Annotated in this window: 21 protein-coding genes; 15 read left to right on the top strand and 6 right to left on the bottom strand. The window is 73.5% G+C overall.

Annotated elements, in window-relative coordinates; genetic code table 11:
• Positions 1–53 precede the first annotated feature (53 nt).
• The 11 genes from C4U44_RS21325 (at position 54) to argH (ending at position 11,777) form a co-directional block, all read left to right on the top strand.
• Positions 54–521, top strand: coding sequence for a nuclear transport factor 2 family protein (locus C4U44_RS21325; protein ID WP_103887534.1), 468 nt, complete (start codon positions 54–56; stop codon positions 519–521).
• 127 nt (positions 522–648) lie between these two features.
• Positions 649–1,017 carry a YciI family protein gene (locus tag C4U44_RS21330; RefSeq protein ID WP_103887536.1) on the top strand — a complete coding sequence of 123 codons (369 nt, stop codon included), beginning with the start codon at positions 649–651 and terminating at the stop codon, positions 1,015–1,017.
• Entirely contained in the window at positions 1,014–2,273 is a 1,260-nt protein-coding gene (locus C4U44_RS21335; RefSeq protein ID WP_103887538.1) for an RNA polymerase sigma factor, read from the top strand. The genes C4U44_RS21330 and C4U44_RS21335 overlap by 4 nt, the downstream gene beginning before the upstream one ends.
• A gap of 256 nt (positions 2,274–2,529) precedes the next feature.
• Complete coding sequence (locus tag C4U44_RS21340) at positions 2,530–3,768, top strand: MFS transporter (protein WP_103887540.1); 1,239 nt, start codon at positions 2,530–2,532, stop codon at positions 3,766–3,768.
• Between the two features lie 247 nt (positions 3,769–4,015).
• Positions 4,016–5,044 carry an N-acetyl-gamma-glutamyl-phosphate reductase gene (gene argC / locus C4U44_RS21345; protein ID WP_103887782.1) on the top strand — a complete coding sequence of 343 codons (1,029 nt, stop codon included), beginning with the start codon at positions 4,016–4,018 and terminating at the stop codon, positions 5,042–5,044.
• A 49-nt stretch (positions 5,045–5,093) separates the two neighbouring features.
• Entirely contained in the window at positions 5,094–6,248 is a 1,155-nt protein-coding gene (argJ, locus tag C4U44_RS21350; protein WP_103887542.1) for a bifunctional glutamate N-acetyltransferase/amino-acid acetyltransferase ArgJ, read from the top strand.
• Between the two features lie 59 nt (positions 6,249–6,307).
• A complete protein-coding gene (gene argB, locus C4U44_RS21355) occupies positions 6,308–7,255 on the top strand; it encodes an acetylglutamate kinase (protein WP_103887783.1) in 948 nt (315 codons plus the stop codon).
• A gap of 41 nt (positions 7,256–7,296) precedes the next feature.
• On the top strand, positions 7,297–8,457 hold the full coding sequence (locus tag C4U44_RS21360) for an acetylornithine transaminase (protein ID WP_235032259.1): 1,161 nt from the start codon (positions 7,297–7,299) through the stop codon (positions 8,455–8,457).
• A gap of 16 nt (positions 8,458–8,473) precedes the next feature.
• The gene (locus C4U44_RS21365) at positions 8,474–9,007 is read left to right on the top strand and encodes an arginine repressor (protein ID WP_103887546.1); all 534 of its coding nucleotides are present in this window, start codon (positions 8,474–8,476) and stop codon (positions 9,005–9,007) included.
• Between the two features lie 119 nt (positions 9,008–9,126).
• Positions 9,127–10,323 (top strand): argininosuccinate synthase, encoded by a 1,197-nt coding sequence (locus tag C4U44_RS21370; protein ID WP_103887548.1) that lies wholly within the window; start codon positions 9,127–9,129, stop codon positions 10,321–10,323.
• Positions 10,320–11,777, top strand: coding sequence for an argininosuccinate lyase (gene argH, locus C4U44_RS21375; protein ID WP_103887550.1), 1,458 nt, complete (start codon positions 10,320–10,322; stop codon positions 11,775–11,777). The genes C4U44_RS21370 and argH overlap by 4 nt, the downstream gene beginning before the upstream one ends.
• Positions 11,778–11,783: 6 nt before the next feature.
• Here argH and C4U44_RS21380 read toward each other — a convergent pair whose 3' ends face one another.
• From C4U44_RS21380 to C4U44_RS21390, 3 genes are all read right to left on the bottom strand, one after another.
• Positions 11,784–12,803, bottom strand: a complete 1,020-nt coding sequence (locus C4U44_RS21380) for a glutamate ABC transporter substrate-binding protein (RefSeq protein ID WP_235032242.1) — start codon at positions 12,801–12,803, stop codon at positions 11,784–11,786.
• A gap of 93 nt (positions 12,804–12,896) precedes the next feature.
• Positions 12,897–13,412 carry a hypothetical protein gene (locus C4U44_RS21385; RefSeq protein ID WP_103887552.1) on the bottom strand — a complete coding sequence of 172 codons (516 nt, stop codon included), beginning with the start codon at positions 13,410–13,412 and terminating at the stop codon, positions 12,897–12,899.
• A 32-nt stretch (positions 13,413–13,444) separates the two neighbouring features.
• On the bottom strand, positions 13,445–14,113 hold the full coding sequence (locus C4U44_RS21390) for a lysophospholipid acyltransferase family protein (protein WP_103887554.1): 669 nt from the start codon (positions 14,111–14,113) through the stop codon (positions 13,445–13,447).
• Between the two features lie 532 nt (positions 14,114–14,645).
• Here C4U44_RS21390 and C4U44_RS21395 point away from each other — a divergent pair.
• Entirely contained in the window at positions 14,646–15,167 is a 522-nt protein-coding gene (locus tag C4U44_RS21395; protein ID WP_103887555.1) for a GNAT family N-acetyltransferase, read from the top strand.
• A gap of 1 nt (position 15,168) precedes the next feature.
• Here the strand turns inward: C4U44_RS21395 and C4U44_RS21400 are convergent, their stop codons facing one another.
• The 3 genes from C4U44_RS21400 to C4U44_RS21410 form a co-directional block, all read right to left on the bottom strand.
• Positions 15,169–15,762 carry a hypothetical protein gene (locus tag C4U44_RS21400; protein ID WP_407642871.1) on the bottom strand — a complete coding sequence of 198 codons (594 nt, stop codon included), beginning with the start codon at positions 15,760–15,762 and terminating at the stop codon, positions 15,169–15,171.
• Positions 15,755–16,123, bottom strand: coding sequence for a hypothetical protein (locus C4U44_RS21405; RefSeq protein WP_103887557.1), 369 nt, complete (start codon positions 16,121–16,123; stop codon positions 15,755–15,757). The genes C4U44_RS21400 and C4U44_RS21405 overlap by 8 nt, the downstream gene beginning before the upstream one ends.
• Positions 16,124–16,254: 131 nt before the next feature.
• Positions 16,255–17,115, bottom strand: a complete 861-nt coding sequence (locus tag C4U44_RS21410) for a class I SAM-dependent methyltransferase (RefSeq protein ID WP_235032243.1) — start codon at positions 17,113–17,115, stop codon at positions 16,255–16,257.
• 222 nt (positions 17,116–17,337) lie between these two features.
• Here C4U44_RS21410 and C4U44_RS21415 point away from each other — a divergent pair, with 222 nt between their 5' ends.
• The 3 genes from C4U44_RS21415 to cobT all read left to right on the top strand — a co-directional run bounded on the left by C4U44_RS21415 (position 17,338) and on the right by cobT (position 23,408).
• Positions 17,338–17,970, top strand: coding sequence for a GNAT family N-acetyltransferase (locus tag C4U44_RS21415; protein ID WP_103887561.1), 633 nt, complete (start codon positions 17,338–17,340; stop codon positions 17,968–17,970).
• Positions 17,971–18,030: 60 nt separating this feature from the next.
• Positions 18,031–19,257: a precorrin-6y C5,15-methyltransferase (decarboxylating) subunit CbiE gene (cbiE, locus tag C4U44_RS21420; protein WP_103887563.1), complete on the top strand. Its 1,227-nt coding sequence runs from the start codon at positions 18,031–18,033 to the stop codon at positions 19,255–19,257.
• Between the two features lie 338 nt (positions 19,258–19,595).
• A complete protein-coding gene (cobT, locus tag C4U44_RS21425) occupies positions 19,596–23,408 on the top strand; it encodes a nicotinate-nucleotide--dimethylbenzimidazole phosphoribosyltransferase (protein ID WP_103887565.1) in 3,813 nt (1,270 codons plus the stop codon).
• The last annotated feature ends 113 nt before the right edge of the window (positions 23,409–23,521 follow it).

The following is a 23,521-nucleotide window of genomic DNA, read 5'->3' on the forward strand; positions in this document are numbered from 1 at the left end:
GAAGGCGGGGGAGGGACCGCCCCCGGACCGACCGACGGAGAGGCGTCACCACCATGACCGGCAACGACCCCCTGACCACCGAGCGCCTGATCCCCGAGCCCGGGACCTCCGAGACCCGTACCGCCGGGCCCAAGGACGTCGTGCGCCGCTACTTCGCCGCCCTCGCGTCCGGTGACCAGGACGCGGTCCGCGACTCCTGGGCCGAGGACGGCAGCTGCTGGTACGCGGGTGACCTGCCGATCTCCGGCACCTGGCAGGGCCGTGACCAGGTGATCGACGGCTTCCTCGGCACGGCCTTCGCCCACCTCGACCCCGATCGGGAGATCGGCGTCCGGGTCACGAACCTCTTCGGCGAGGGCGAGCAGGTCTTCGTGGAGTGGGACTCCTGGGCCACCGGCCTGACCGGGCGGGCGTACGACCAGAAGAACTCCGGCGTCTTCACGGTGCGGGACGGCCGGATCGCCGAGATGCGGGAGTACTCCGACACCCAGCACTGGCGGTGGGCCCTGATCGGTGACTGACCCCGGCGCCGGGCGCCGAACCGTCCGCCGTCCCCGACCCGGATACCGTGCGAGCGTCGATCCGCGGCCGGCCCGTTCGTCGTACGGGTGATCGGGCCGGACGGGCCCCAGCGAGAGGAAGTGCGCGATGGCGAAGTACCTGTTCCTCATCTACGGCGACGAGCGGACCTGGGAGGCGTTCTCGGCGCAGGACCGCAAGGAACTGGAGGCGGGGCACGCCGCGTTCGTCGCCGCCGCCGGTGACGCGGTCCTCGGCACCCACGAGCTCCGGCCGACCGCGACGGCGACCACCCTGCGCGGCAGCGCCGGCCGGACGAGCGCCGGGAAGCCGACGCCGACCGACGGGCCGTTCCTGGAGTCGAAGGAGGTCCTCGGCGGCTACTACCTGATCGAGGCCCCCGACCTCGACGCGGCGATCGCGCTCGCCGGGCTGCTGCCCGAGGTCTCGGCCGCGCACAGCGGGGTCGAGATCCGGCCGGTCGTGGAGCCGGTTTGACCGCGAACGCCGACGTCGGCGAGGCGGTGGCGCAGGCGCACCGTCGCGAGTGGGCCCACGTGCTCGCCGCGACGGTGCGCGTGACCCGCGACCTCGACCTGGCCGAGGAGTGCACCCAGGACGCCTACGCGCGGGCGCTGCGCACCTGGGCCGCGGACGGTGTGCCGGCCCGGCCCGGCGCCTGGCTGACCACGGTGGCGCGCAACCGCGCGCGGGACGTCCTGCGCCGCGAGTCGGCCTTCCGGACCGCGCTGCCGCTGCTCGTCATGGACGACGCGGTGGCCGGCCCGGAGGAGGGCGACGAGCCGCCGGTGGTCGGCGACGACCGGCTGCGGCTGATCTTCACCTGCTGCCACCCGGCGCTGTCCCACGACGCGCGGGTGGCGCTGACCCTGCGGCTGGTCTGCGGCCTGTCCACGGCCGAGGTGGCCCGGGCGTTCCTGGTCCAGGAGCCGGCAATGGCGGCCCGGATCACCCGGGCGAAGAAGAAGATCAGCGCCGCCCGTATCCCGTACCGGGTGCCGTCGCGCGGGGACCTGCCCGAGCGGGTCGGCGCGGTGCTCGACGTGGTGCACCTGGTGTTCACCGCCGGCCACACCGCGCCGGTCGGCGAGCACCTGGTGCGCCGGGACCTGGTGGACGGCGCGATCCGCCTCGCCCGCACGCTGCGCAAGCTGCTGGCACCCGACGACGGCGAGGTCACCGGCCTGCTCGCCCTGATGCTGCTCACCGACGCCCGCCGCGACACCCGGCTGTCCGGCTGCGGGCACCTGGTGCTGCTCGCCGACCAGGACCGGACGCGGTGGGACCGCCGGCAGATCGCCGAGGGCACCGCACTGCTCGGGGAGGCGCTGCGGCGCCATCCCCCGTCGCGCCACGCCGTCCAGGCCGCCATCGCCGCGGTGCACGCCGAGGCCGCCGGCCCCGAGGACACCGACTGGACGGAGATCGTCGGCCTCTACGAGGTGCTGCGCGGCCTGTGGCCCTCGCCGGTGGTCGAGCTCAACCGCGCGGTCGCGGTCGGCTTCCGCGACGGACCCCGGGCCGGCCTGGACGCGCTCGCGCCGCTCCTGGACGAGCCGGCGCTGGCCACCTACGGCTACCTCAGCGCGGCCCGCGCGGACTTCCTGCGCCGCCTGGAGCGCTGGGCACCGGCGGCCGCGGCGTACGAGGAGGCGCTGGCGCTGGCCGGCAACGACGTGGAACGCGTCTTCCTGGCCGGCCGGTTGGAGGAGGTCCGCGGCAGCATGCGCTGAGCGGTGCCGTGACGGCCACGCCGCCCTGTCCCGCCTCCCGGTTCCGGACTCCCGTGTCCCTGGTGCCGGTTCACGGTTCCCGGGCGGGCCGGACCGCACCCGGGCCCAGCTCCGCGCACAACCGGCGGTTGTGCGTCCCCGGTGGGGCGGTTGTTTGCCGCCGCGTCCCGCCGGTCGCTTTGATGCCGGTGGCCGGTGGCCGGCGTGCGGGTTGGCCGGCGCACGGGGGTCCGGTGCGGCGAGAGGTGCGTGCGGTATGGCGGGTGGGCGGACGCTGGGGAGGCGGTTCGGGTGGCTGTGGGCGTCGTTCGCGGTCAGCTCGTACGGCACCTGGCTCGGGTACGGCGCGTTCCCGCTGATCGCGGTCCTCGTCCTGCACTCCGGGCCCGCGCAGGTGGCGGCGCTGGCCGCTGTGGGGCGGGCGGTCGGGGCGGTGCTGGCGGTCCCGCTCGGTCCGTGGCTGGAGTTCCGTCACAAGCGGCCGGTGATGGTGGCGATGGACTTGATCCGGTGCGCGGCGCTGGCGAGCGTCCCGGCCGCGTACGCGCTCGACCGGCTCGGCTTCGCCCAGCTCCTCGCGGTCTCCGTGGTCGTCTCCGCGGCGAACATCGCCTTCACCTCGGCCGGCGGCGCCTACCTCAATGCGCTCGTGCCGGCGGAGGACCTGATCGTCGCCAACGGCCGGTTCGAGACGACGATGTGGACCTCCAGCGTGGTCGGGCCGCCGCTCGGAGGGGCCGCGATCGGGATGTTCGGCCCGCTGACGACGGTGCTCGCGGACTCGGCGAGCTACCTGCTCTCCGCGCTGGGCCTGCGCGCCATCGGCGGCACCGAACCGCACCCGGGGCCGGCCGGCGCGCGGCGGCTGCGCGCCGGCGACCTGCTCGAAGGATGGCGCCACATCCTCGGCCACCCCGTGCTGCGCCCGCTGTTCCTCAACGCGCTCACCGTCAACGGCCTGATCATGGTGTCCGAGCCGCTGCTCGCGGTGCTGCTGCTCGGCCACTTCGGGTTCGCGCCGTGGCAGTACGGCCTCGCGTTCGCCCTTCCCTGCACCGGTGGTCTCATCGGCTCGCGCGCGGCGCGCCCGCTCGCGGCGCGGTTCGGGCAGCACAGGGTGATGGTCGCCGCGGGAGCACTGCGGGCGTGCTGGCCGATCGGGCTCGCCTTCGTCGGGCCCGGCGTCCCGGGGATCGTGCTCATCGTCGTCGTCCAGTTCGGGCTGGTGACCTGCTGCGGCGTCTTCAACCCGCTGCTGGCCACCTACCGGCTCACCCTCACCGACCCGGACCGGGTCGTGCGCACGCTGTCCGCGTGGTCGGTCAGCAGCAGCGCGATCATCGCGGCGATGACGGCGGTGTGGGGTCTGCTGGCGGATCTCACCGGGCCCCGTGCGGCGGTCGCGCTCGCCGGGGTGCTGCTGCTGGGCACGCCCCTGCTTTTGCCGCGGGGCGGGGTGCCCCGACCCGCCGGGGTGGGCGGTTCCGGCAGTTGAGGGACCACCCGCCGGTGGTGGGTCGGGGGCACCTCCCGGGCGGAGCTCTGGGGGAGCGCAGTTCCTCCTCCGGCCTGGCGGCTGGGAGGTGCCCCCAGCGCCAGTGGTATGCGCGGGTCCCTTCGCGTGGTCGCTCCGCGTATTCGGGGTGGGGGCGGGTAGGGCTCGGGCGGGCAGGGCATCGGGCGGGGAAACATTGCATAAAAGTGCAGGCCGCCGTATAGTCATGCTCTCGAAGGAGGAGTCGATGACTGTGCGGGTGGCGGTGGCCGGGGCCAGTGGGTATGCCGGCGGGGAATTGCTCAGGCTGCTCGTCGGGCATCCCGACGTCGAGATCGGGGCGCTGACGGGGAACAGCAACGCCGGGCAGCGGCTGGGATCGCTCCAGCCCCACCTGGTGCCCCTGGCCGAGCGGGTGCTCGACGCGACCTCCGCGGAGGTGCTGGCCGGGCACGACGTGGTCTTCCTCGCCCTGCCGCACGGCCAGTCCGCCGCCGTGGCACGGCAGTTGGGCGAGGACGTGCTCGTGGTCGACATGGGCGCCGACTTCCGGCTCACGGACGCCGCCGACTGGGAGCGGTTCTACGGGTCGGAGCATGCGGGCAGCTGGCCGTACGGGCTGCCCGAGCTGCCGGGCGCCCGCGCCGCGCTGGAGGGGTCCAAGCGCGTCGCGGTGCCCGGCTGCTACCCGACCGCCGTGTCGCTCGCGCTCTTCCCGGCCTACGGCGCCGCGCTCGTCGAGCCCGAGGCGGTGATCGTCGCCGCGTCCGGCACGTCGGGCGCGGGCAAGGCACCCAAGCCGCACCTGCTCGGCTCCGAGGTGATGGGGTCCATGACCCCGTACGGCGTCGGCGGCGGCCACCGGCACACCCCCGAGATGATCCAGAACCTCAGCGCCGTCGCCGGGCGCCGGGTCGGCGTGTCCTTCACGCCCATGCTCGCGCCCATGCCCCGCGGCATCCTCGCCACCTGCTCCGCGAAGGCGCGGCCCGGGGTGGGCGCGGCTGACGTGCGGGCCGCGTACGAGAAGGCGTACGCCGACGAGCCGTTCGTCCACCTGCTGCCCGAGGGCCAGTGGCCGGCGACCGCCTCGGTCTACGGCTCCAACGCCGTCCAGATCCAGGTCGCCTACGACGAGGACGCCGCCCGCGTCATCGCGATCAGCGCGATCGACAACCTGGCGAAGGGCACGGCCGGCGGCGCCGTGCAGAGCATGAACATCGCCCTCGGCCTGCCCGAGGGCACCGGACTGTCCACGATCGGAGTGGCACCGTGAGCGAGGTCGTCTCCCGGGCGGAAGCCCCGGTGGAGAACAGGAGCAAGGCGTGAGTGTGACGGCAGCGAAAGGGTTCACGGCGGCGGGGGTCGCCGCCGGGATCAAGGAGAGCGGCGGAGCGGACCTGGCCCTCGTGGTCAACGCCGGCCCGCGCCGCGCCGCCGCGGGCGTCTTCACCTCGAACCGGGTGAAGGCAGCTCCCGTGCTCTGGTCGGAGCAGGTCGTCAAGGGCGGCGCCGTGACCGCGGTGGTGCTCAACTCCGGTGGCGCCAACGCCTGTACGGGTCCGAAGGGCTTCCAGGACACGCACGCGACCGCGGAGCGGGTCGCGGAGGTGCTGGGGCACAGCGCGGGCGAGGTCGCGGTCGCGTCGACCGGGCTGATCGGCCTGCCGCTGCCGATGGACAAGCTGCTGCCGGGCATCGACGCGGCCGCGGCCGAACTGTCCGTGTACGGCGGCGAGAAGGCCGCCATCGCCATCAAGACCACCGACACCGTGCACAAGACGTCCGTCGCGACCGGCCCGTCCGGCTTCACCGTCGGTGGGATGGCCAAGGGCGCGGGGATGCTCGCGCCGGGTCTGGCCACGATGCTGGCGGTGCTGACCACGGATGCCGATCTCGACGCGGGCACCCTGGACAAGGCGCTGCGGGAGTCGACCCGGCAGACCTTCGACCGGATCGACTCCGACGGGTGCATGTCCACCAACGACACGGTGCTGCTGCTCGCTTCGGGCGCGTCCGGCGTCGTCCCGGAGTACGACGCGTTCGCCGAGGCGGTGCGCGCGGTCTGCGCGGACCTGGCCCGGCAGCTGATCGGCGACGCCGAGGGCGCGGCCAAGGACATCCGGATCGAGGTGGTGAACGCCGCGACGGAGGACGACGCCGTCGAGGTGGGGCGTTCCGTCGCCCGCAACAACCTGCTCAAGTGCGCGGTGCACGGGGAGGACCCGAACTGGGGCCGGGTGCTGTCCGCGATCGGCACCACCTCCGCCGCGTTCGAGCCCGACGCCCTGAACGTCGCCATCAACGGGGTGTGGGTGTGCCGCAACGGCTCGGTCGGCGAGGATCGCGACCTGGTCGACATGCGCTTCCGCGAGGTCGTCATCACCGCCGACCTCGCCGCCGGGGACGCCTCCGCCGTCATCTGGACCAACGACCTCACGGCCGACTACGTCCACGAGAACAGCGCGTACAGCTCATGACCGACACGCACACGGAGACGGACGCGACCACGGACGCGACCACGGAAGCGACGACGGACATGGACCCGAACTCCCGGCCCGGCGGCATCCCGCGCAAGCACACCGCGCTGCCCAAGGCCCAGGTCCTGGTCGAGGCGCTGCCCTGGCTGACCCGGCACCACGGCAAGACCGTGGTGGTGAAGTTCGGCGGCAACGCCATGGTGGACGACGCGCTGAAGGCGGCGTTCGCGCAGGACGTGGTGTTCCTGCGGCACGCCGGGCTGAAGCCGGTGGTGGTGCACGGCGGCGGCCCGCAGATCAGCGCGCAGCTCGACCGGCACGGCCTGGTCAGCGAGTTCAAGGCGGGGCTGCGGGTCACCACGCCCGAGGCGATGGACGTGGTCCGGATGGTGCTGGCCGGGCAGGTGCAGCGCGAACTGGTCGGCCTGCTCAACCAGCACGGCCCGCTGGCCGTCGGCCTGACCGGCGAGGACGCCCACACGATCAGCGCGGTCAAGCACTACCCGACGATCGACGGCGCACCGGTGGACATCGGCCGGGTCGGCGAGATCACCGCGATCGACACCGGCGCGATCGAGGCGCTGCTCGCGGACGGCCGGATCCCGGTGGTGTCCTCCATCGCCCGCGCCGACGACGACGGCCACATCTACAACGTCAACGCCGACACCGCCGCGGCCGCGCTCGCCGCCGCGCTCGGCGCCGAGACGCTGATGGTGCTCACCGACGTCGAGGGCCTGTACGAGGACTGGCCGAACAGCGACGACGTGATCAGCAGACTGACCGCCACGGAGCTGGAGAAGCTGCTGCCCGCCCTGTCCAGCGGCATGGTGCCGAAGATGGAGGGCTGCCTGCACGCGGTACGCAACGGCGTGACCACCGCCCGCGTCATCGACGGGCGGGTCCAGCACTCGATCCTGCTGGAGATCTTCACCGACGAGGGCATCGGCACCATGATCGTCCCCGACCCCGTCGCCATTCCGGACACCGCAGAAGGGGGAGCACTGTGACCGCCAACGAGGACCTCGCCCAGCGCTGGCAGGGCGCGCTGATGAACAGCTACGGCGTGCCGCGGCTGCCGCTGGTCCGCGGGGAGGGCGTGCGGTTCTGGGACGCCGACGGCAAGGAGTACCTCGACTTCCTGGGCGGCATCGCCACCAACGTGCTCGGCACCGCCCACCCGGCCCTGGTCGACGCGGTCACCCGGCAGATCGGGTCGCTCGGCCACATCTCCAACCACTTCTTCGCCGAGCCGACCGTGGCGCTCGCCGAGCGGCTGCTGAAGCTGTTCGGCCGGCCCGGGCGGGTGTTCTTCGCCAACTCCGGCGCCGAGGCCAACGAGGCCGCGTTCAAGATCGGCCGGCTCACCGGCCGCACCCATGTGGTCGCCGCGCAGAACGCCTTCCACGGCCGCACCATGGGCTCCCTCGCGCTGACCGGGCAGCCCGCCAAGCGCGACCCGTTCGCGCCGCTGCCCGGCGACGTCACCCACGTGCCGTTCGGCGACGTGGACGCGCTGCGCGCCGCGGTCAGCACGGACACCGCGATGGTGATGCTCGAACCGATCCAGGGCGAGTACGGCGTCGTGGTGCCGCCCGCCGGGTACCTCCGGGCGGCCCGGGAGATCACCGCGGCCACCGGCACGCTGCTGGTGCTGGACGAGGTGCAGACCGGCATCGGCCGCACCGGCCACTGGTTCGAGTGCCAGGCGCAGGGCGTGGAGCCCGACGTGGTCACCCTCGCCAAGGCGCTCGGCGGCGGGCTGCCGATCGGCGCGACGGTCGCCTTCGGCCCGGCTGCCGACCTGATCACGCCCGGCACCCACGGGACCACCTTCGGCGGCAACCCGGTCGCGTGCGCCGCCGCGCTGGCCGTGCTGGACACCATCGAGGCCGAGGGCCTGGTCGACCAGGCCAAGCGGCAGGGCGAGAAGCTGCGCCAGGGCGTGGAGGCGCTGCAACACCCGCTGGTCGATCATGTGCGCGGTGCGGGCCTGCTGATCGGTATCGTGCTCACCGAGCCACTGGCCGCCGCAGTCGAGAGGGCGGCCCAGCACGCCGGCTTCCTGGTGAACGCGGCCGTGCCCGACGTGGTGCGGCTGGCGCCTCCGCTCGTCGTCGGCGACGCGGAGACCGACGCGTTCCTCCAGGCGCTGCCGGGCGTGCTCGACGAGGTGTACCGGGCCGCACAGGCCGACCGACCGGGAGAATGACGGAGATCCGTACGCGATGAGCGAGCCGCAAGCGCAAGGCGGGGGCCAGGCAGTCCCGCAGACCCGTACCGCACGTCACCGCAGGATCGTGGACCTGCTGGGGCGGCAGCCGGTGCGGTCGCAGAGCCAGCTCGCGAAGCTGCTCGCCGACGACGGGCTGAGCGTCACCCAGGCGACGCTCAGCCGGGATCTCGACGAGCTCGGCGCGGTCAAGATCCGCACCAACGACGGTGAGCTGATCTACGCGGTGCCCTCGGAGGGCGGGTTCCGCACCCCCCAGGCGCCGCTGGGGGAGTCGGTCAAGGAGGAGCGGATGCGGCGGCTCGCCGCCGAGCTGCTGATCTCCGCGGAGGCGTCGGCGAACCTCGTGGTCGTCCGCACGCCGCCCGGCGCGGCCCAGTTCCTGGCGTCCGCCATCGACCAGGCCGAGGTCTACGACATCCTCGGCACCCTCGCGGGCGACGACACGGTCATGCTCATCTCCCGTGACCCCACGGGCGGCCAGAAGCTCGCGGACCACCTCCTCCGCCTCGCCCAGGGCGAGGGCTAGCAACCCCTTCCGCGCACGACCCGCACCCCCCCGACAGCGCGCAGACCTGCCCCTTTGACGTTTCATGCGCCGCAGTGCATACTTATGCCAGACAGAGAATGCATCGTAAGGAGAGACCCGTGACCGAGCGCGTCGTACTCGCCTACTCAGGCGGCCTGGACACCTCCGTCGCCATCGGCTGGATCGCCGAGGAGACCGGCGCCGAGGTCATCGCCGTCGCGGTCGACGTCGGCCAGGGCGGCGAGGACCTGGACGTGATCCGCAAGCGCGCGATCGCGTGCGGCGCGGTCGAGGCCGAGGTCGCGGATGCCAAGGACGAGTTCGCCGAGGAGTACTGCCTGCCGGCGATCCAGGCGAACGCGCTGTACATGGACCGCTACCCGCTGGTCTCCGCGCTCTCCCGGCCGGCCATCGTCAAGCACCTGGTCGCCGCCGCCCGCAAGCACGGCGCCGACACCGTCGCCCACGGCTGCACCGGCAAGGGCAACGACCAGGTCCGCTTCGAGGCCGGCATCTCCTCGCTCGCGCCCGGCCTGCGGTGCATCGCCCCGGTCCGCGACTACGCGATGACCCGGGACAAGGCCATCGCCTTCTGCGAGGCGAACAACCTCCCGATCGCGACCACCAAGAAGTCCCCGTACTCCATCGACCAGAACGTCTTCGGGCGGGCCGTCGAGACGGGCTTCCTGGAGGACATCTGGAACGCGCCGATCGAGGACATCTACGAGTACACCCAGGACCCGGCCGCCCCCCGGGAGGCCGACGAGGTCGTCATCACCTTCAAGCAGGGTGTCCCGGTCGCGATCGACGGCCAGGAGGTGACCGTCCTGGAGGCGATCCAGCAGCTCAACACCCGGGCCGGCGCCCAGGGCATCGGCCGGATCGACATGGTCGAGGACCGGCTGGTCGGCATCAAGTCCCGGGAGATCTACGAGGCCCCCGGCGCGATCGCGCTGATCACCGCCCACCAGGAGCTGGAGAGCGTCACCGTCGAGCGGGAGCTCGCCCGCTACAAGCGGCAGGTCGAGCAGCGCTGGGGCGAGCTGGTCTACGACGGCCTGTGGTTCTCCCCGCTCAAGCGGGCGCTGGACGGCTTCATCGCCGAGGCGAACAGCCACGTGTCCGGCGACATCCGGATGACCCTGCACGGCGGCCGGGCCGTCGTCAGCGGCCGGCGGTCGGACGAGTCGCTGTACGACTTCAACCTCGCCACCTACGACACCGGCGACAGCTTCGACCAGTCGATGTCGAAGGGCTTCATCGAGCTGTTCGGCATGTCCAGCAAGATCGCCGCCAAGCGGGACCTCGAGCAGTGAGCGCGGGCGGCAGCGGCAGCGGCAAGCTGTGGAGCTCGCGGTTCGCCGACGGGCCGTCGGCCGCGCTGGAGAAGCTCTCGGCGTCCGTGCACTTCGACTTCCGGCTCGCGCCGTACGACATCGCCGGTTCCCGGGCGCACGCCCGGGTGCTGAACCGGGCGGACCTGCTGACCGCCGACGAGCTGGACCGGATGATCGCCGGGCTGGACACCCTCGAGGCCGACGTGGCCGCGGGCACCTTCACCGGCACCATCGCCGACGAGGACGTGCACACCGCGCTGGAGCGCGGGCTGCTGGAGCGGATCGGTCCGGACCTCGGCGGCAAGCTGCGGGCCGGCCGGTCCCGGAACGACCAGATCGCCACGCTCTTCCGGATGTACCTGCGCGACCACGCCCGGATCATCGGCGGCCTGATCGCCGAGCTCCAGGACGCGCTGGTCGGCCTCGCCGAGGCGCACCCGGACGCGGCGATGCCCGGCCGCACCCACCTGCAGCACGCGCAGCCGGTGCTCTTCGCCCACCACGTCCTCGCCCACGCCCAGGCGCTGTCCCGGGACGCGGAGCGGCTGCGGCAGTGGGACGAGCGCACCGCGGTCTCGCCGTACGGCTCCGGCGCGCTGGCCGGGTCGTCGCTCGGTCTGGACCCGGAGGCGGTCGCCCGCGACCTCGGCTTCGAGCACGGCAGCGCCGGCAACTCCATCGACGGCACCGCCGCGCGGGACTTCGTCGCCGAGTTCGCCTTCATCACCGCGATGATCGGGGTCAACGTGTCCCGGATCGCCGAGGAGATCATCATCTGGAACACGAAGGAGTTCTCCTTCGTGACCCTGCACGACGCCTTCTCCACCGGCTCCTCGATCATGCCGCAGAAGAAGAACCCGGACATCGCCGAGCTGGCCCGCGGCAAGTCCGGCCGCCTGATCGGCAACCTCACCGGCCTGATGGCGACCCTCAAGGCGCTCCCACTGGCCTACAACCGGGACCTCCAGGAGGACAAGGAGCCGGTCTTCGACTCCTGCGACCAGCTGGAGGTGCTGCTCCCGGCGTTCACCGGCATGATGGCCACCCTCACGGTGCACGAGGAGCGGATGGCGGAGCTGGCCCCGGCCGGCTTCTCGCTGGCCACCGACATCGCCGAGTGGCTGGTCCGCCGGGGCGTGCCCTTCCGGGTCGCGCACGAGGTGGCCGGCGAGTGCGTCAAGGTGTGCGAGGCCGAGGGCATCGAGCTCGACCAGCTCACCGACGAGCAGTTCGCGAAGATCTCCGCGCATCTGACCCCGGAGGTCCGCGAGGTGCTCAACGTGCGGGGATCGCTCGCCGCCCGCGACGGGCGCGGCGGCACCGCGCCCTCGGCCGTGGCCGTGCAACTCGCCGAGGTCAAGGCCGACCTGGCCGCCCAGCACGCCTGGGCGACGGCCAAGCGCGGCACCGGTCCCGGCGGTGCCGGGCAGTAGACCGGGTCACTCCGGTTTGTAGGAAGGGCCGGGGGGCGGCACGAAGGACTTCGCGTCCGCCCCCAGCCACTGCTTCTCCAGGCCGGTCAGCGTGCCGTCCTGCCGCATCTGCTGCAGCACCCCGTTGACGAAGCGGACGAGGTCGGTCTGGTCCTTGCGCATCGCGATGCCGTGCGGCTCCTTGGTGAAGCGCGGGCCGATCAGCTTGGTGTTCGGGTCCTGCGCGGCCAGCCCGATCAGGATCGTGTCGTCGGTGGAGACCGCGTCGACCTTGCCGACCTGCATCAGCATCAGGCAGTCCGTCCAGTCCTTGACCGCCACGGGCACCACCGGATGCTTCTTCAGTCCCTTGAGGGTGTCGATGGACGTGGTGCCGGAGGCGGCGCACACCCGCTTGCCGCCGAGGTCGTCGATGGACGTCGCGGTCGAGGACTTGGGCACCAGCACCCGCTGGCCGGCGTCCATGTAGTCGGTCGAGAACGCCACCGACTTCCAGCGGTCGCAGTTGATCGTCATCGAGTCGATGACGATGTCCACGGACGACCGGTGGGTCGTCTTGTCGGGCTGGAGCACCGCGAGCCGGGCGTTGGAGGAGATCGTCTTGAACTGGATCCGGTCGGGCGAGCCGAACAGCGCGGTCGAGATCCGCTTGAGCAGCTCGATCTCGAAACCGTCCAACTCCCCGGTGAGCGGGTTGCGGTAGCCGAAGAGGTAGGAGTTCTGGTCCACCCCGGCGATCAGCCGGCCGCGCTTGACGATCGCGGCCATGGTGCTGCCGGACGGCATGTGCCCGGGTTGCGGCATCGAGCCCTGCGGCCGGTAGCTCTCCAGCGGGTGGCAGGACTCGTCGTCCGCGGGCGCGCTGCCGGGCAGGCCGGCCGGAGCCGCCTGGGGTAACGCGCCGTGCGGGCCGGGCTCCCGGCCGCCGCCGTGGTCCGTGCCCGAGGGTGCTGCGCAGCCGCCCGTGCCGAGTACGGCCGCCACCACCAGCCCCGCGGTCGCGGCCGCCCATCTTCCGCGCCGCATCGCACCTACGACCACCGGACCTCCTCCGTCGCGCGCCCTTTGCCCAAGTGACGTCGGGGCCCGCCCGCCAGTTCCCGGAAAACGGCCGCGATGTCAGCCGAGGGTGAGCGCCCACTCGCCGAGCGTCGCGACATCGGCGGCGCTCAGGCCCTCCCGGGGGTCGATCCACCGCAGCAGTGCCCGCGCCGGGTGGTGCCGGCGCACCCACGCGTCGTCGGCGGCGCCGATCTCGTCGTCCACCCAGGCGAAGGGCCGCCCGCCGGCGAACCGCACCAGCGACTCCGTCTTCCAGAACATCCCGCCCGCGGGCGCCTCGCGCAGCTCCGGCCAGTGCACCACCGGCAGTTCGGGCAGCCCGATCAGCGGGCCGATCAGCGTGTTCGCCTCGTCCTCCCAGGTGGTCGCCCACGCCAGGGTGAACAGGTCGGCCAGCTCGGCCAGTTGCCCGCCGTGTCCGGGGTTGAGCCAGACCGGCAGGGGCGGGAGTTCCGCGGGCCAGTGGGCCGGCCGCAGGCGGTGCAGGGCGTAGCCGCGGGGCAGCAGGTCCGGCGCCTCACCGGCATACGGGTTGAGCGGGCCGTCGACGTCGAGGAAGAGCCAGGGCTTCACGGGGGCGCCCGGTGCCGGCAGCGGGGCCGTGGTCAGGCGGCCTTGGCCTTCGTGGCGTAGATGTCGACGTACTCCTGGCCGCCGAGGTGCATCACCTGCGACATCACCTCGTCGGTGACCGCGCGCAGCACGTACCGGTCGCGGTCCATGCCCTCGTACCGGGAGAAGTCCAGCGGGGTGCCGAAGCGGACCTTCACCGGGGCCAGCCGCGGCATGCCGGTGCCGCCGGGCTGCACCTTGTCGGTGCCGATCATCGCGAAGGGGATCACCGGGGCGCCGGTCATCAGCGCGAGCCGGGCGATGCCGGTGCGGCCGCGGTAGAGGCGGCCGTCGGGGGAGCGGGTGCCCTCGGGGTAGATGCCGAAGATCCTGCCCTCCTCCAGCACCCGGCGCCCGGTCATCAGGGCCGCCACACCGCCGTGGCCGCCGTCGCGGTCGACCGGGATCATGCCGCAGGTGGTGAAGAACCACGCCATCAGCCGGCCCTTGAAGCCCTTGCCGGTGACGTACTCGTCCTTGCCGATGAAGTAGACCTGCCGGTCCACCACCAGCGACAGGAACAGCGAGTCGATGAAGGTGACGTGGTTGCCCGCCAGGATCACCGGCCCCTCGGCCGGGATGTGCTCCACGCCCTCCACCACCGGGCGGTACAGCACACGCATCAGGACCAGCAGAATCGCCTTCAGCACGCTGCGGGACATGCGGGACAACGGACCCCTCCGGGCTCGTACGGACGACTACCTGCCGGACCGACCCTACCGGCCCGTACGCTTCGACGATACTTCCGCGGGCGGCGCCGGCGCACGCCGGGTTCACCCACCCGACACCACGCGTTGGCGCAGGCCGCGACGGGTGCCGCGGGGTCCCGTCGGACCCCGCCGCTTCCCGCGGAACGGGCGGGAGTTGGGAATCTCACAGCGCTGTGCGGCCGCCGTCCTTCCGGGTGCCGCCCGTACTCCCCCCGAACGGTGCTGAATTCGAGGGTTGAATCCCCGGTGGGACGGGGTAATGCACGGTAAACAGTCGACGTCCCGGTGTGGCTCCGGCCCGCCCCGGCGGCACTGGGACGGGCGCCGCGGCAGCGGTACCCGATCGGTTCGTTTGTGCGATCATCGGCGCCAGCGGAGGCGACATCGAGCGCACATTCGTATCAACTCCGCACAGGCACACGTTCCGGGCGCGTACCACACCCTCACCTGCCCGGACGGATTTCGAAGGGGAGGCCCGCGCGACATGGGCATGAGCGTGACCATCTCTACGGCGAACCACAGCGACGCCGAGAAGATCCTGAAACTCCAGTACCTGTGCTATCAGGGCGAAGCCGAGCTCTACGGCGACTACACCATCGAACCGCTCACCCAGACCCTGGACGACCTGCGCGCCGAACTCGCCGGAGGCACCGTCCTCGTGGCGCGGCTCGGCGAGGAGGTCGTCGGTTCCGTACGCGGCGCCGTCGACGACGACGGCACCGCCCGCATCGGCAAGCTCATAGTCCACCCCCGGATGCAGCGGCACGGCCTCGGCGGCCGGCTGCTCGCCGCACTCGAGGACCGCCTCGCCGCCGAAGCCGAGGCCAAGCGCTACCGCCTGTTCACCGGCCACCGCAGCCAGGTGAACCTGCGGATGTACCGCAAGCTCGGCTACGAGCAGGTGGGCGCCGCGGAGCCGGTCAACCGCCGGCTCAGCCTGGTGTACATGGAGAAGTCGGCGCCCGAGCCGCCGGCCCGGGCCGGCAACTACGCGGCCACCGCCTGAGCTACGCGCCTCCGGTCCCGGTCTGCTGCGACCGAGCCGTCTCCGCCCCCTGCCGGGCGGAGCGGCGCAGCCACAGCAGGCCGGTGACCGGCAGCACGATCGGCAGGAACACGTAGCCGATGCCGAAGTCGGACCACACCGTCGCGTCGGGGAACGCCGACGAGTCGACGACGGTCCAGATGCCCACGGTGATCACCCCGAGCAGTTCCGCCGAGCAGGACACCAGGGCCACCCTGCGGGCCGTCTCCCCGCCCCGCCACAGCGCGAGCGTGATCACCGCGTAGACCACTCCGGCCACCCCGGACAGCACGTACGCCAGCGGCGCCTCGTGGTACTTCGTGCTCAGCTGCACGATCGAGCGGGACAGCGCCGCCACCGTGAACACCCCGTACAGCGACAGCAGCAGCCGCCCGGGCCCGGTCCCGATCCTCGCCTTCGCGGACGGTGCGGCCTCGGGTTCACCGGCGGCCGGGGCCGCCTCGGAGCCGGTGTGCTCCGTGCGGGCCTGCGCGGAGCGGGGCGCCGCGGCCGGCGCCTGCCGGGATGTCGTCACGTTCGTGCCCTCACTCGCGTTCTCGGTACTGCCCTCAGCCATGTCCCGCTCCCCAGATCTGGTGCAGCCGCAGTTCGAGCACCGCCAGGATCACCCCGCCGGCCGCGACGATCGCCGAGCCCCAACGCGTCCGCTCCTCCAGCGACATGAGCGCGGCGGCGGGTATCGCGCAGACCGCGCCGATCAGGTAGGGGAGGAACACCGCCATCCCGTGCTCCGGCCGGTCCCCCCGGGCGAGCTGCGCGATCGACACCACCAGCTGGACCACCACCAGCAGGGTGACCACGGCCATCCCCGCGAAGTGCCAGTCCTTGGTCGCCGAGTCGCGGTACGCCGCCCAGCCGCACCACGCCGCGAGCGCCAGCGCCGGCACGGCGACCGTCCAGATGAGCCAATCGAGCATGCGATGACTGTATTACGGGCGCCGACCCGCCCCCGCCGCCGGGTTCCCGGGCGGCAGCCACGACCGCGACGCCACGACGCGACGGCACAAGGTCACGGGGTGGCGGGGTGCGGACGGCCGCCGGCTCCGCTTCAGACGCGCCGGGCCCAGTAGACGTCCGTGGTGTACGGCATGTCGATCGCCCCGCTGCCCCGCGTCGCGTCGTGCGAGCCCAGCACCTCCTGGAGCTCCGCCCGCACCCGCTCCTGCCGGGCCGGGTCGAGCACGGCTATGTGGCTCGAGGACATCATCCGCTCCACCACGTCCGCGACGGTGGTCGAGTGCGGGTTCGGCCAGTGCCGCTCCTCGATCGCGCCCCAGCCCGGGCGGGCGGCGAACACCTCGCGCCACCCGTTGCCCGGCCCGGCGTCCGCCGCCGCGTCCGCCGCCAGGTCGACCGCCGTGTCCGCCGCCGTTCCCGCGTCGCCCGCCCGGCCCGGGCCGGAGGTCAGCGGCGGGCTCGGCAGGTCGCGCGGCGCCAGCCGGAAGTAGATGTCCTGGTAGTCCCGCACCCACGGCACCGACGTGTCGTACGTGTTCCACACCAGTACCAGCGCCCCGCCGGGCCGCAGCAGCCGCTCCACCTCCGCCAGCGCCCGGTCCGCCTCGAACCAGTGCCAGGACTGCGCCGCCACCACCGCGTCCGCGCACCCCGCCGGCAGCCCGGTGTCCTCCGCGGTACCCGCCGACACCGCCACCCCCGGCAGTAGCTCCGCCAGCCGCTCCCGCATCTCCGCCACCGGCTCCACCGCGAGCACCTCGGCCCCGGTCAGCGCCAGCAGCCGGGTGAACTTGCCGGTGCCGGCGCCCAGGTCGACCACGGTGCGGCCACGCTCCAGCGGCAGGGCGTCCGCGATGGCGGCAAGGGTCGCGAGCGGATAGGAGGGCCGGGAGCGCTCGTAGACCCCCGCGGCCCGCTGATAGCCGACTCCTGCTGCGTGGTGCACTCTCACGCGGGCTGACGGTAGCAGGATCGGATGACGTTCACGGATACCAGGACCGAACGGTGGGACACCTTGTTCCCCGGCCATTCCCCGTACGCTGGGGGCGAGTTCACCCGCGCCCCGGTGCGTCCGCCCGCGCCGCGCCGCCGCACGCGCCGACCCTGCCCGGTCCACCCGGGACGGGATACTGCATGCTGTGCAATCCACCCATGCCCTGGTTACGGAGCACGAATGATCTCCACCTTTCCGGACATCTCACTCAGTACGGACCGGCTGGTGCTGCGCCCGTACGACGAGGACGACATCCCCTCTCTCGTGGAGATGATGAACGACGACCTGATCGCGGCGTGGACGAACGTGCCCCAGCCCTACGCCGAGGCCGACGCGCTCGACTTCGTCACCCGGACCGCGCCCGCCGAGCGCGAGCAGGGCCGCGGCCTGGTGCTGGCCGTCACCGAGATGCTCACCCAGCGGCTGGTCGGCACCGTCACCCTCCAGCACACCGACTGGCGCATCCGCGGCACCGAGGCCGGCTACCTCACCGCCAACTGGGCCCGCGGCGAGGGATACGCCTGCGAGTCCGCGCTCGCCGTATGCCGCTGGCTCTTCCGTGAACAGGGCTTCGAACGGGTCGAGCTGCGCACCGCCGCCGACAACACCGCCTCGCAGCAGGTCGCCCAGAAGATCGGCTGTGTCAGCGAGGGGGTGCTGCGCAGCGCCGGGATCGTCCGTACCCGCCCCGACGGCGACCCCGCAGGCGCCTGGACCGACATCCGTGCCGACCTGCTCGTGTGGAGCCTGCTGCGCGAGGACCTCGACTACCCGGCCGACCCCTTCGGTGCGGGAGCCTTGCGGATGGCCTGACCCGACCGGGAGGTTAGGGTTCGTAGCCGGGACGCTCACACGCCATGGAGGCACACGACGATGGCCGACCGCGTCACCGTGATCGGATGGGACGGATCTCCGCTGTCCGGTGCGGCACGGGCCGCCCTGGACGCCGCCACGCTCGTGGCCGGCACCCGGCACCACCTGGCACTGCCGTACGTGCCCGGCGGGGCCGAGCAGATCGTGCTGGGCAGCATCGACATCGCCGCGCGCCGGATCGCCGGGCACCGCGGCACCGCGGTCGTGCTGGCCGACGGCGACCCCGGCTTCTTCGGCGTCGTCCGCGCGCTGCGGGCACCCGAACTCGGCCTGGAGGTCGAGGTCGTGCCCGCCGTCTCCGCGGTCGCGCGGGCCTTCTCCCGCGCCGGGATGCCCTGGGACGACGCCCGCGTGGTCGTGGCCACCGGCCGCACCCTGCGACGCGCGGTGAACGTCTGCCGCGCGAACGCGAAGGTCGCCGTGCTCACCGCGCCGGGCGCCGGCCCGGCCGAACTCGCGCTGATGCTCAACGGGGTGCACCGTACCTTCGTGATCTGCGAGGCGCTCGGCACCGAGCAGGAGGAGGTGACCGTGCTCACCTCCGACAAGGTCGCCGACCACATATGGCGCGACCCGAACGTCGTGCTGGTGGTGGGAGGCATCTCCGCCCGCGGGCACGGCGTCGCCGCCCTCGGCGGCCCCGCCACCCACTCCGGCGGCGGCTGGATCGCCGGCCGCGACCCCGGCTTCCCCGGCCGGACCCGCGGCTGGGCGCTGCCCGCGGCGGAGTACGGCGGCCACCTCCCGGCGGAACTACGCGCCTTCCAACTCGCCCGGCTCGGCCCGAGACCCGGGGACCTGGTGTGGGACATCGGCGCCGCCGACGGCTCGCTCGCGGTGGAGGCGGCCGGCTTCGGCGCCGCGGTCATCGCGGTGGACCGCGACGGCGACGCCTGCGACTGGATCACCGCGACCGCGCGCCGCACCGGGGTGCAACTCCAGGTCGTGCACGGCCCCGCGCCGGCCGCGCTGGAGGACCTGCCCGAACCCGACGTGGTCCGGATCGGCACCGCCGACCCGGAGGTCGCCGCCGCCTGCGCGGCCCGCCGGCCGGAGCGGATCGTCACCGCGGCCGGCAACCGGGACGAGGCCGAGGCGATCAGCAGAGCGCTGACCGAGGGCGGTTACGACGTGGAGTGCGCGCTGCTCCAATCCGTCGAACTGGACAGCGAATGGGCCGAGCGTGAGCGATCGGTCAACTTCGCCCTGAGTGGCACCCGGCGCTGACCGGAAGCCGCCAGAAAGCCGCCCGGAGGCGGCTCGCCGCCATCCCCGATCCACGGTCAACGGGACCGGTGCGAAAGGCGTTTCTGCTGGTGGCAGCGGTACTTACCAGGCAGATGTGAGATACGTCCCGAGGTGCGGACCAGCGGCCTGAGCCCGGTCGTGCCCGGGGTAGGCTGACGGATCGTTGTGCCGTCATCACACGTTGACGGGCCGTCGAGCTGTGCGGGCGTCCCTGTCCGACGTGCCGCATCCCGGGCCCGCTCGTTGTTGTTGCAGGGGGTCGGGGCGGGCAGGGCGCAGCGGTCGGAAGGAGCGAAACCGATGGGCGAGGGGCACGCATGACGGACACCGGTCAGATCCCCGGCGAGGGGCTGCCGGAGAACGCGGGCGCGGACGCGGGCGCCGACGCGCTTCTCCCGCCGCACACCGCCTTTCCCGGCAATGGCGCGCCGCAGCAGCCGGATTGGGGAACCGCACCCGTGAGCGAGCAGCCCGCGCCCGGTTACGCCTACCTCGAGCAGCCCGCGCCGCCCGGCGCCGGACTGGACGACGAGGACGACGTGCTGCTGATGCCCGGCCCGCAGGGGTCCTGGAGCGACCCGCAGCCCGTGCCGTCCCCCGCGTCCGTCCCCGCGCAGCAGCAGCCCCCGTACGTCCAGAACGGGCAGCAGCCGCAGCAGCACAGGGTCGGCCCGGTGCAGGTGCAGCCGCACCCGCAGCCGGCCTCCCTGCGGCAGCAGCCGGTCGACCTGCCGATCTCCGTCGAGGTCCCGGTCGAGGTGCCCCTGGAGACGATCGCGGCGCCCGTCCTCGGGAACGGCGCGCAGGTCTTCGTCGCGCAGCAGCCGCAGCAACTCCAGCAGATCCACGAGCCGCAGGCGCCGCAGGCCCGGCAATTCCCGCCGCAGCAGGCCGTCCCGGCGGCGCCGGCGCAGCTCGGGCTCGCGGAGGCGCCCGCGCACCCCGGCGCGACGCAGGCCGAACCCGTGGCCGCGCAGGACCAGGTGCCCGCCGTGGCGGCGGCCGGCGAACCCGCGGGCGCCGCCGAGCAGGCTGCTTCCGCTGATGGTGCCGCTGATGCGGCCGGAAGCGCCGCGGCGCAGCCCGCCGCGCCGGTGTGGAACGCGCCGGCCGAGCCGTCGCCGGTGCCGCAGCAGGCCCCGGTGTCGCGGCGCCCTCTGCACATGGGCCCGCCCGTGGCCGACACGCCCAGCGGGGGTGTCTCGGTTCGTTCCCTGGCCGACCGGGGACCCGCGGTGCACGTGCAAGGGCCGCCGACCTCCGGGCCCGAGTACCTGGACGTGCCGCGCGACGACGTCAACGGCATTCCCGCGCAGCAGACCGGCGAGCCCGGCCCGGGCGCGGTCGCCGCGCCGGGCAGCACCTGGCCGTCCGCGCCCGGTGGCGCCTCGCAGCAGTCGCTGATCCCGCGCGCGGACAGCGTGCCGCGCCCGGCCGAGCAGGCGGCCGCCCCGCAGGGACCCACGGTGGTGGCAGCCCAGGCGGAGGCCGCGCCGGTACAGGCCGCACATCCGCACGGGCAGGAGCAGGAGCAGGGAGCGGCCGTTCCCGTCGGTGCGGGCGTCGGTGCGGCTGGTGTGCAGCTCGCGACGCCGCAGGCCGGCCCCGCTCCGGCCGCGCCGGTCGCACCCTCGCCCGCCGCCGCTGAGCAGCAGCCCGCGGCTCAGCCGGCCGCGCCCGTGCCGCCCGCGCCCTCGATGCCGTCCGCGCCCGAACCTGCGGCGGCCCAACCGGTGGTACCCGAGGCCGTCGTGCCCGCACAGGGCGGCCCGGTCGCCTCGCAGGGCGGCGGTTTCGCGGTACCCCAGACACCGGAGCAGACAGCGGGCCCGGTACCGGTGACACCCGCGGCTCCGGCCGCTGCCGAGCCGGCCGTCGAGGTGGAGCCGGTCCCGGCCGAGCTGCCCGCGCCCGAACCCGCCCCGGCAGCAGCTCCCGTTGCCGAGGCCGCCGCCGAAACCGTCTCCGAGACCGTGGTCGAAGCCGGGTCCGACGCCGTGGCCGCCGTCGCCCCGCCGCAGTCCTTGCCCGCCGCTGCCGACCCCGTCGAGCCGGCGGCCGAGCCCGCCACGGTCACGCCCGACCAGGCCGCCGCGGAGCAGCCCGCCGCGGCCACCCCGGCCCGGGGCCGCCGCGGCAGGCGCCGCGCCGGGCCCGCCGCGGAGGAGGCCGAGACGTTCCAGCGTCCGGAATCCGAGCTGCCCGAGCAGTCCCAGCAGCCCGCCGACCCCGCAGCGGACGCCGCGCCCGCGCCCGTAGCGGCGCCCGAGCCGGCCGTCCCCGCGAGCGCGCCGGACGGCCCTGCCGAGCCGGAGGACACCGCCATGACGGCCGACGCCCCCGGCACGATCGCCACGAACGAGGCACCGGCCGTCGCCGAGCGCGTCGCGCAGGGCCCCGCCGCCGAGCCGTACGAACCGGCCGTGCGGGACGCCGTGCACCGGGTGATCCGCGAGCGGCGCGACATCCGCAACGGCTTCCGGTCCGACCCGATCCCGCACGACGTGCTGCTGCGCGTGCTGGAGGCGGCGCACACCGCGCCGAGCGTCGGCCACTCCCAGCCGTGGGACTTCGTGGTGATCCGCTCGGAGAAGACCCGCGAGAAGATGCACGAGCTGGCGATGCGTCAGCGCGAGGCGTACGCCAAGTCGCTGCCCAAGGCGCGGGCCCGGCAGTTCCGCGAGCTGAAGATCGAGGCGATCCTCGACACCCCGGTGAACATCGTGGTCACGGCCGATCCGACGCGGGGAGGCCGGCACACCCTCGGCCGGCACACCCAGCCGCAGATGGCGCCGTACTCGTCCGCGCTCGCCGTGGAGAACCTCTGGCTCGCCGCCCGCGCGGAGGGCCTCGGCGTCGGCTGGGTCAGCTTCTTCGACGAGCGCCAGATGGTCACCGAACTCGGCCTGCCCGAGCACCTGGAGGTCGTCGCCTACCTGTGCGTCGGGTACGTCGACGAGTTCCCCGAGGAGCCCGAGCTGATGCAGGCGGGCTGGTCGCAGCGGCGCCCGCTGTCGTGGGTCGTCCACGAGGAGGAGTACGGCAACCGCGCGCTGCCCGGCGAGGAGCCGCACGACCTGCTGGAGGAGACCCTGCGCGGGATCCGCCCGCTGGACGCGAAGGCGCTCGGGGAGGCGTGGGAGCGGCAGAAGCGGATGACCAAGCCGGCCGGCGCGCTCGGCATGCTGGAGATCATCTCCGCGCAGCTCAGCGGGTTGTCCCGGCAGTGCCCGCCGCCGATCCCCGAGCCCGCCGCGGTCGCGGTGTTCGCCGGGGACCACGGAGTGCACGCCCAGGGCGTCACCGCCTGGCCGCAGGAGGTCACCGGCCAGATGGTGGCCAACATCCTCGGCGGCGGGGCGGTCTGCAACGCCTTCGCCAACCAGGTCGGCGCGGAGGTGTGCGTCGTCGACGTCGGGGTGGCCTCCGAACTGCCCGCCACCCCTGGACTGCTGCCCCGCAAGGTACGGCCGGGCACCGCGGACTTCACCGTGGAGCCCGCGATGAGCCGCGAGGACGTGCTCAAGGCGATCGAGGTCGGCATCGAGACCGCCCGCGACCTGGTCGCGGCGGGCAACAAGGCGCTGCTCACCGGGGAGATGGGCATCGCCAACACCACCGCGTCCGCGGCGATCGTGGCCGTCTACACCGGCGCGGACCCCTCGGAGGTCACCGGCCGCGGCACCGGCATCAACGACGAGATGCACGCCCGCAAGGTCGAGGTGGTCCGGCGGGCGCTGGACCTGCACCGGCCCGACCCGGACGAGCCGATCCAGGTCCTCGCCGCGATCGGCGGGCTCGAACACGCCGCGATGGTCGGGCTCCTGCTCGGCGCCGCCGCGCTGCGCACGCCGGTCATCCTCGACGGCGTCAGCGCTGGCGCGGCCGCGCTGGTCGCCCGGGCGATCGCCCCGGAAGTGCTGGCCGCCTGCATCGCCGGGCACCGCAGCGCCGAGCCGGGGCATGTCGCCGCGCTCACCACGCTCGGGTTGCGGCCCCTGGTCGACCTCGATCTGAGGTTGGGCGAGGGGACCGGGGCGCTGCTGGCTCTTCCGCTGGTCCAGAGTGCGGCCCGGGTCATGCACGAGGTGGCCACGTTCGACGCGGCCGGCGTCACCGAGAAGGGGTAGCCGGTAACGGGACCCCCCGGGTTGCCCGGCCCCGGCTCTTCCCGGACCTCGCGGTTCGCGGTGGCGAAGCTCTGGGGGAGCAGTTCCCCGCGCCCCTTGTTGGTGACCCTCTT

Origin of the sequence: Actinacidiphila yanglinensis (genome assembly GCF_900107965.1) — a bacterium.
Classification (GTDB): Bacteria; Actinomycetota; Actinomycetes; order Streptomycetales; family Streptomycetaceae; genus Actinacidiphila; species Actinacidiphila yanglinensis.

What these genes read in the sequence shown, in the direction of transcription:
- C4U44_RS21325 (WP_103887534.1), top strand. Translation starts at nt 54, where the DNA reads ATGACCGGCAACGACCCCCTGACCACCGAGCGCCTGATCCCCGAGCCC.
- C4U44_RS21330 (WP_103887536.1), top strand. Translation starts at nt 649, where the DNA reads ATGGCGAAGTACCTGTTCCTCATCTACGGCGACGAGCGGACCTGGGAG.
- C4U44_RS21340 (WP_103887540.1), top strand. Translation starts at nt 2,530, where the DNA reads ATGGCGGGTGGGCGGACGCTGGGGAGGCGGTTCGGGTGGCTGTGGGCG.
- argC (WP_103887782.1), top strand. Translation starts at nt 4,016, where the DNA reads ATGACTGTGCGGGTGGCGGTGGCCGGGGCCAGTGGGTATGCCGGCGGG.
- argB (WP_103887783.1), top strand. Translation starts at nt 6,308, where the DNA reads ATGGACCCGAACTCCCGGCCCGGCGGCATCCCGCGCAAGCACACCGCG.
- C4U44_RS21360 (WP_235032259.1), top strand. Translation starts at nt 7,297, where the DNA reads ATGAACAGCTACGGCGTGCCGCGGCTGCCGCTGGTCCGCGGGGAGGGC.
- C4U44_RS21365 (WP_103887546.1), top strand. Translation starts at nt 8,474, where the DNA reads ATGAGCGAGCCGCAAGCGCAAGGCGGGGGCCAGGCAGTCCCGCAGACC.
- C4U44_RS21380 (WP_235032242.1), bottom strand. Translation starts at nt 12,803, where the DNA reads ATGCGGCGCGGAAGATGGGCGGCCGCGACCGCGGGGCTGGTGGTGGCG.
- C4U44_RS21390 (WP_103887554.1), bottom strand. Translation starts at nt 14,113, where the DNA reads ATGTCCCGCAGCGTGCTGAAGGCGATTCTGCTGGTCCTGATGCGTGTG.
- C4U44_RS21395 (WP_103887555.1), top strand. Translation starts at nt 14,646, where the DNA reads ATGGGCATGAGCGTGACCATCTCTACGGCGAACCACAGCGACGCCGAG.
- C4U44_RS21400 (WP_407642871.1), bottom strand. Translation starts at nt 15,762, where the DNA reads ATGGCTGAGGGCAGTACCGAGAACGCGAGTGAGGGCACGAACGTGACG.
- C4U44_RS21405 (WP_103887557.1), bottom strand. Translation starts at nt 16,123, where the DNA reads ATGCTCGATTGGCTCATCTGGACGGTCGCCGTGCCGGCGCTGGCGCTC.
- C4U44_RS21415 (WP_103887561.1), top strand. Translation starts at nt 17,338, where the DNA reads ATGATCTCCACCTTTCCGGACATCTCACTCAGTACGGACCGGCTGGTG.
- cbiE (WP_103887563.1), top strand. Translation starts at nt 18,031, where the DNA reads ATGGCCGACCGCGTCACCGTGATCGGATGGGACGGATCTCCGCTGTCC.
- cobT (WP_103887565.1), top strand. Translation starts at nt 19,596, where the DNA reads ATGACGGACACCGGTCAGATCCCCGGCGAGGGGCTGCCGGAGAACGCG.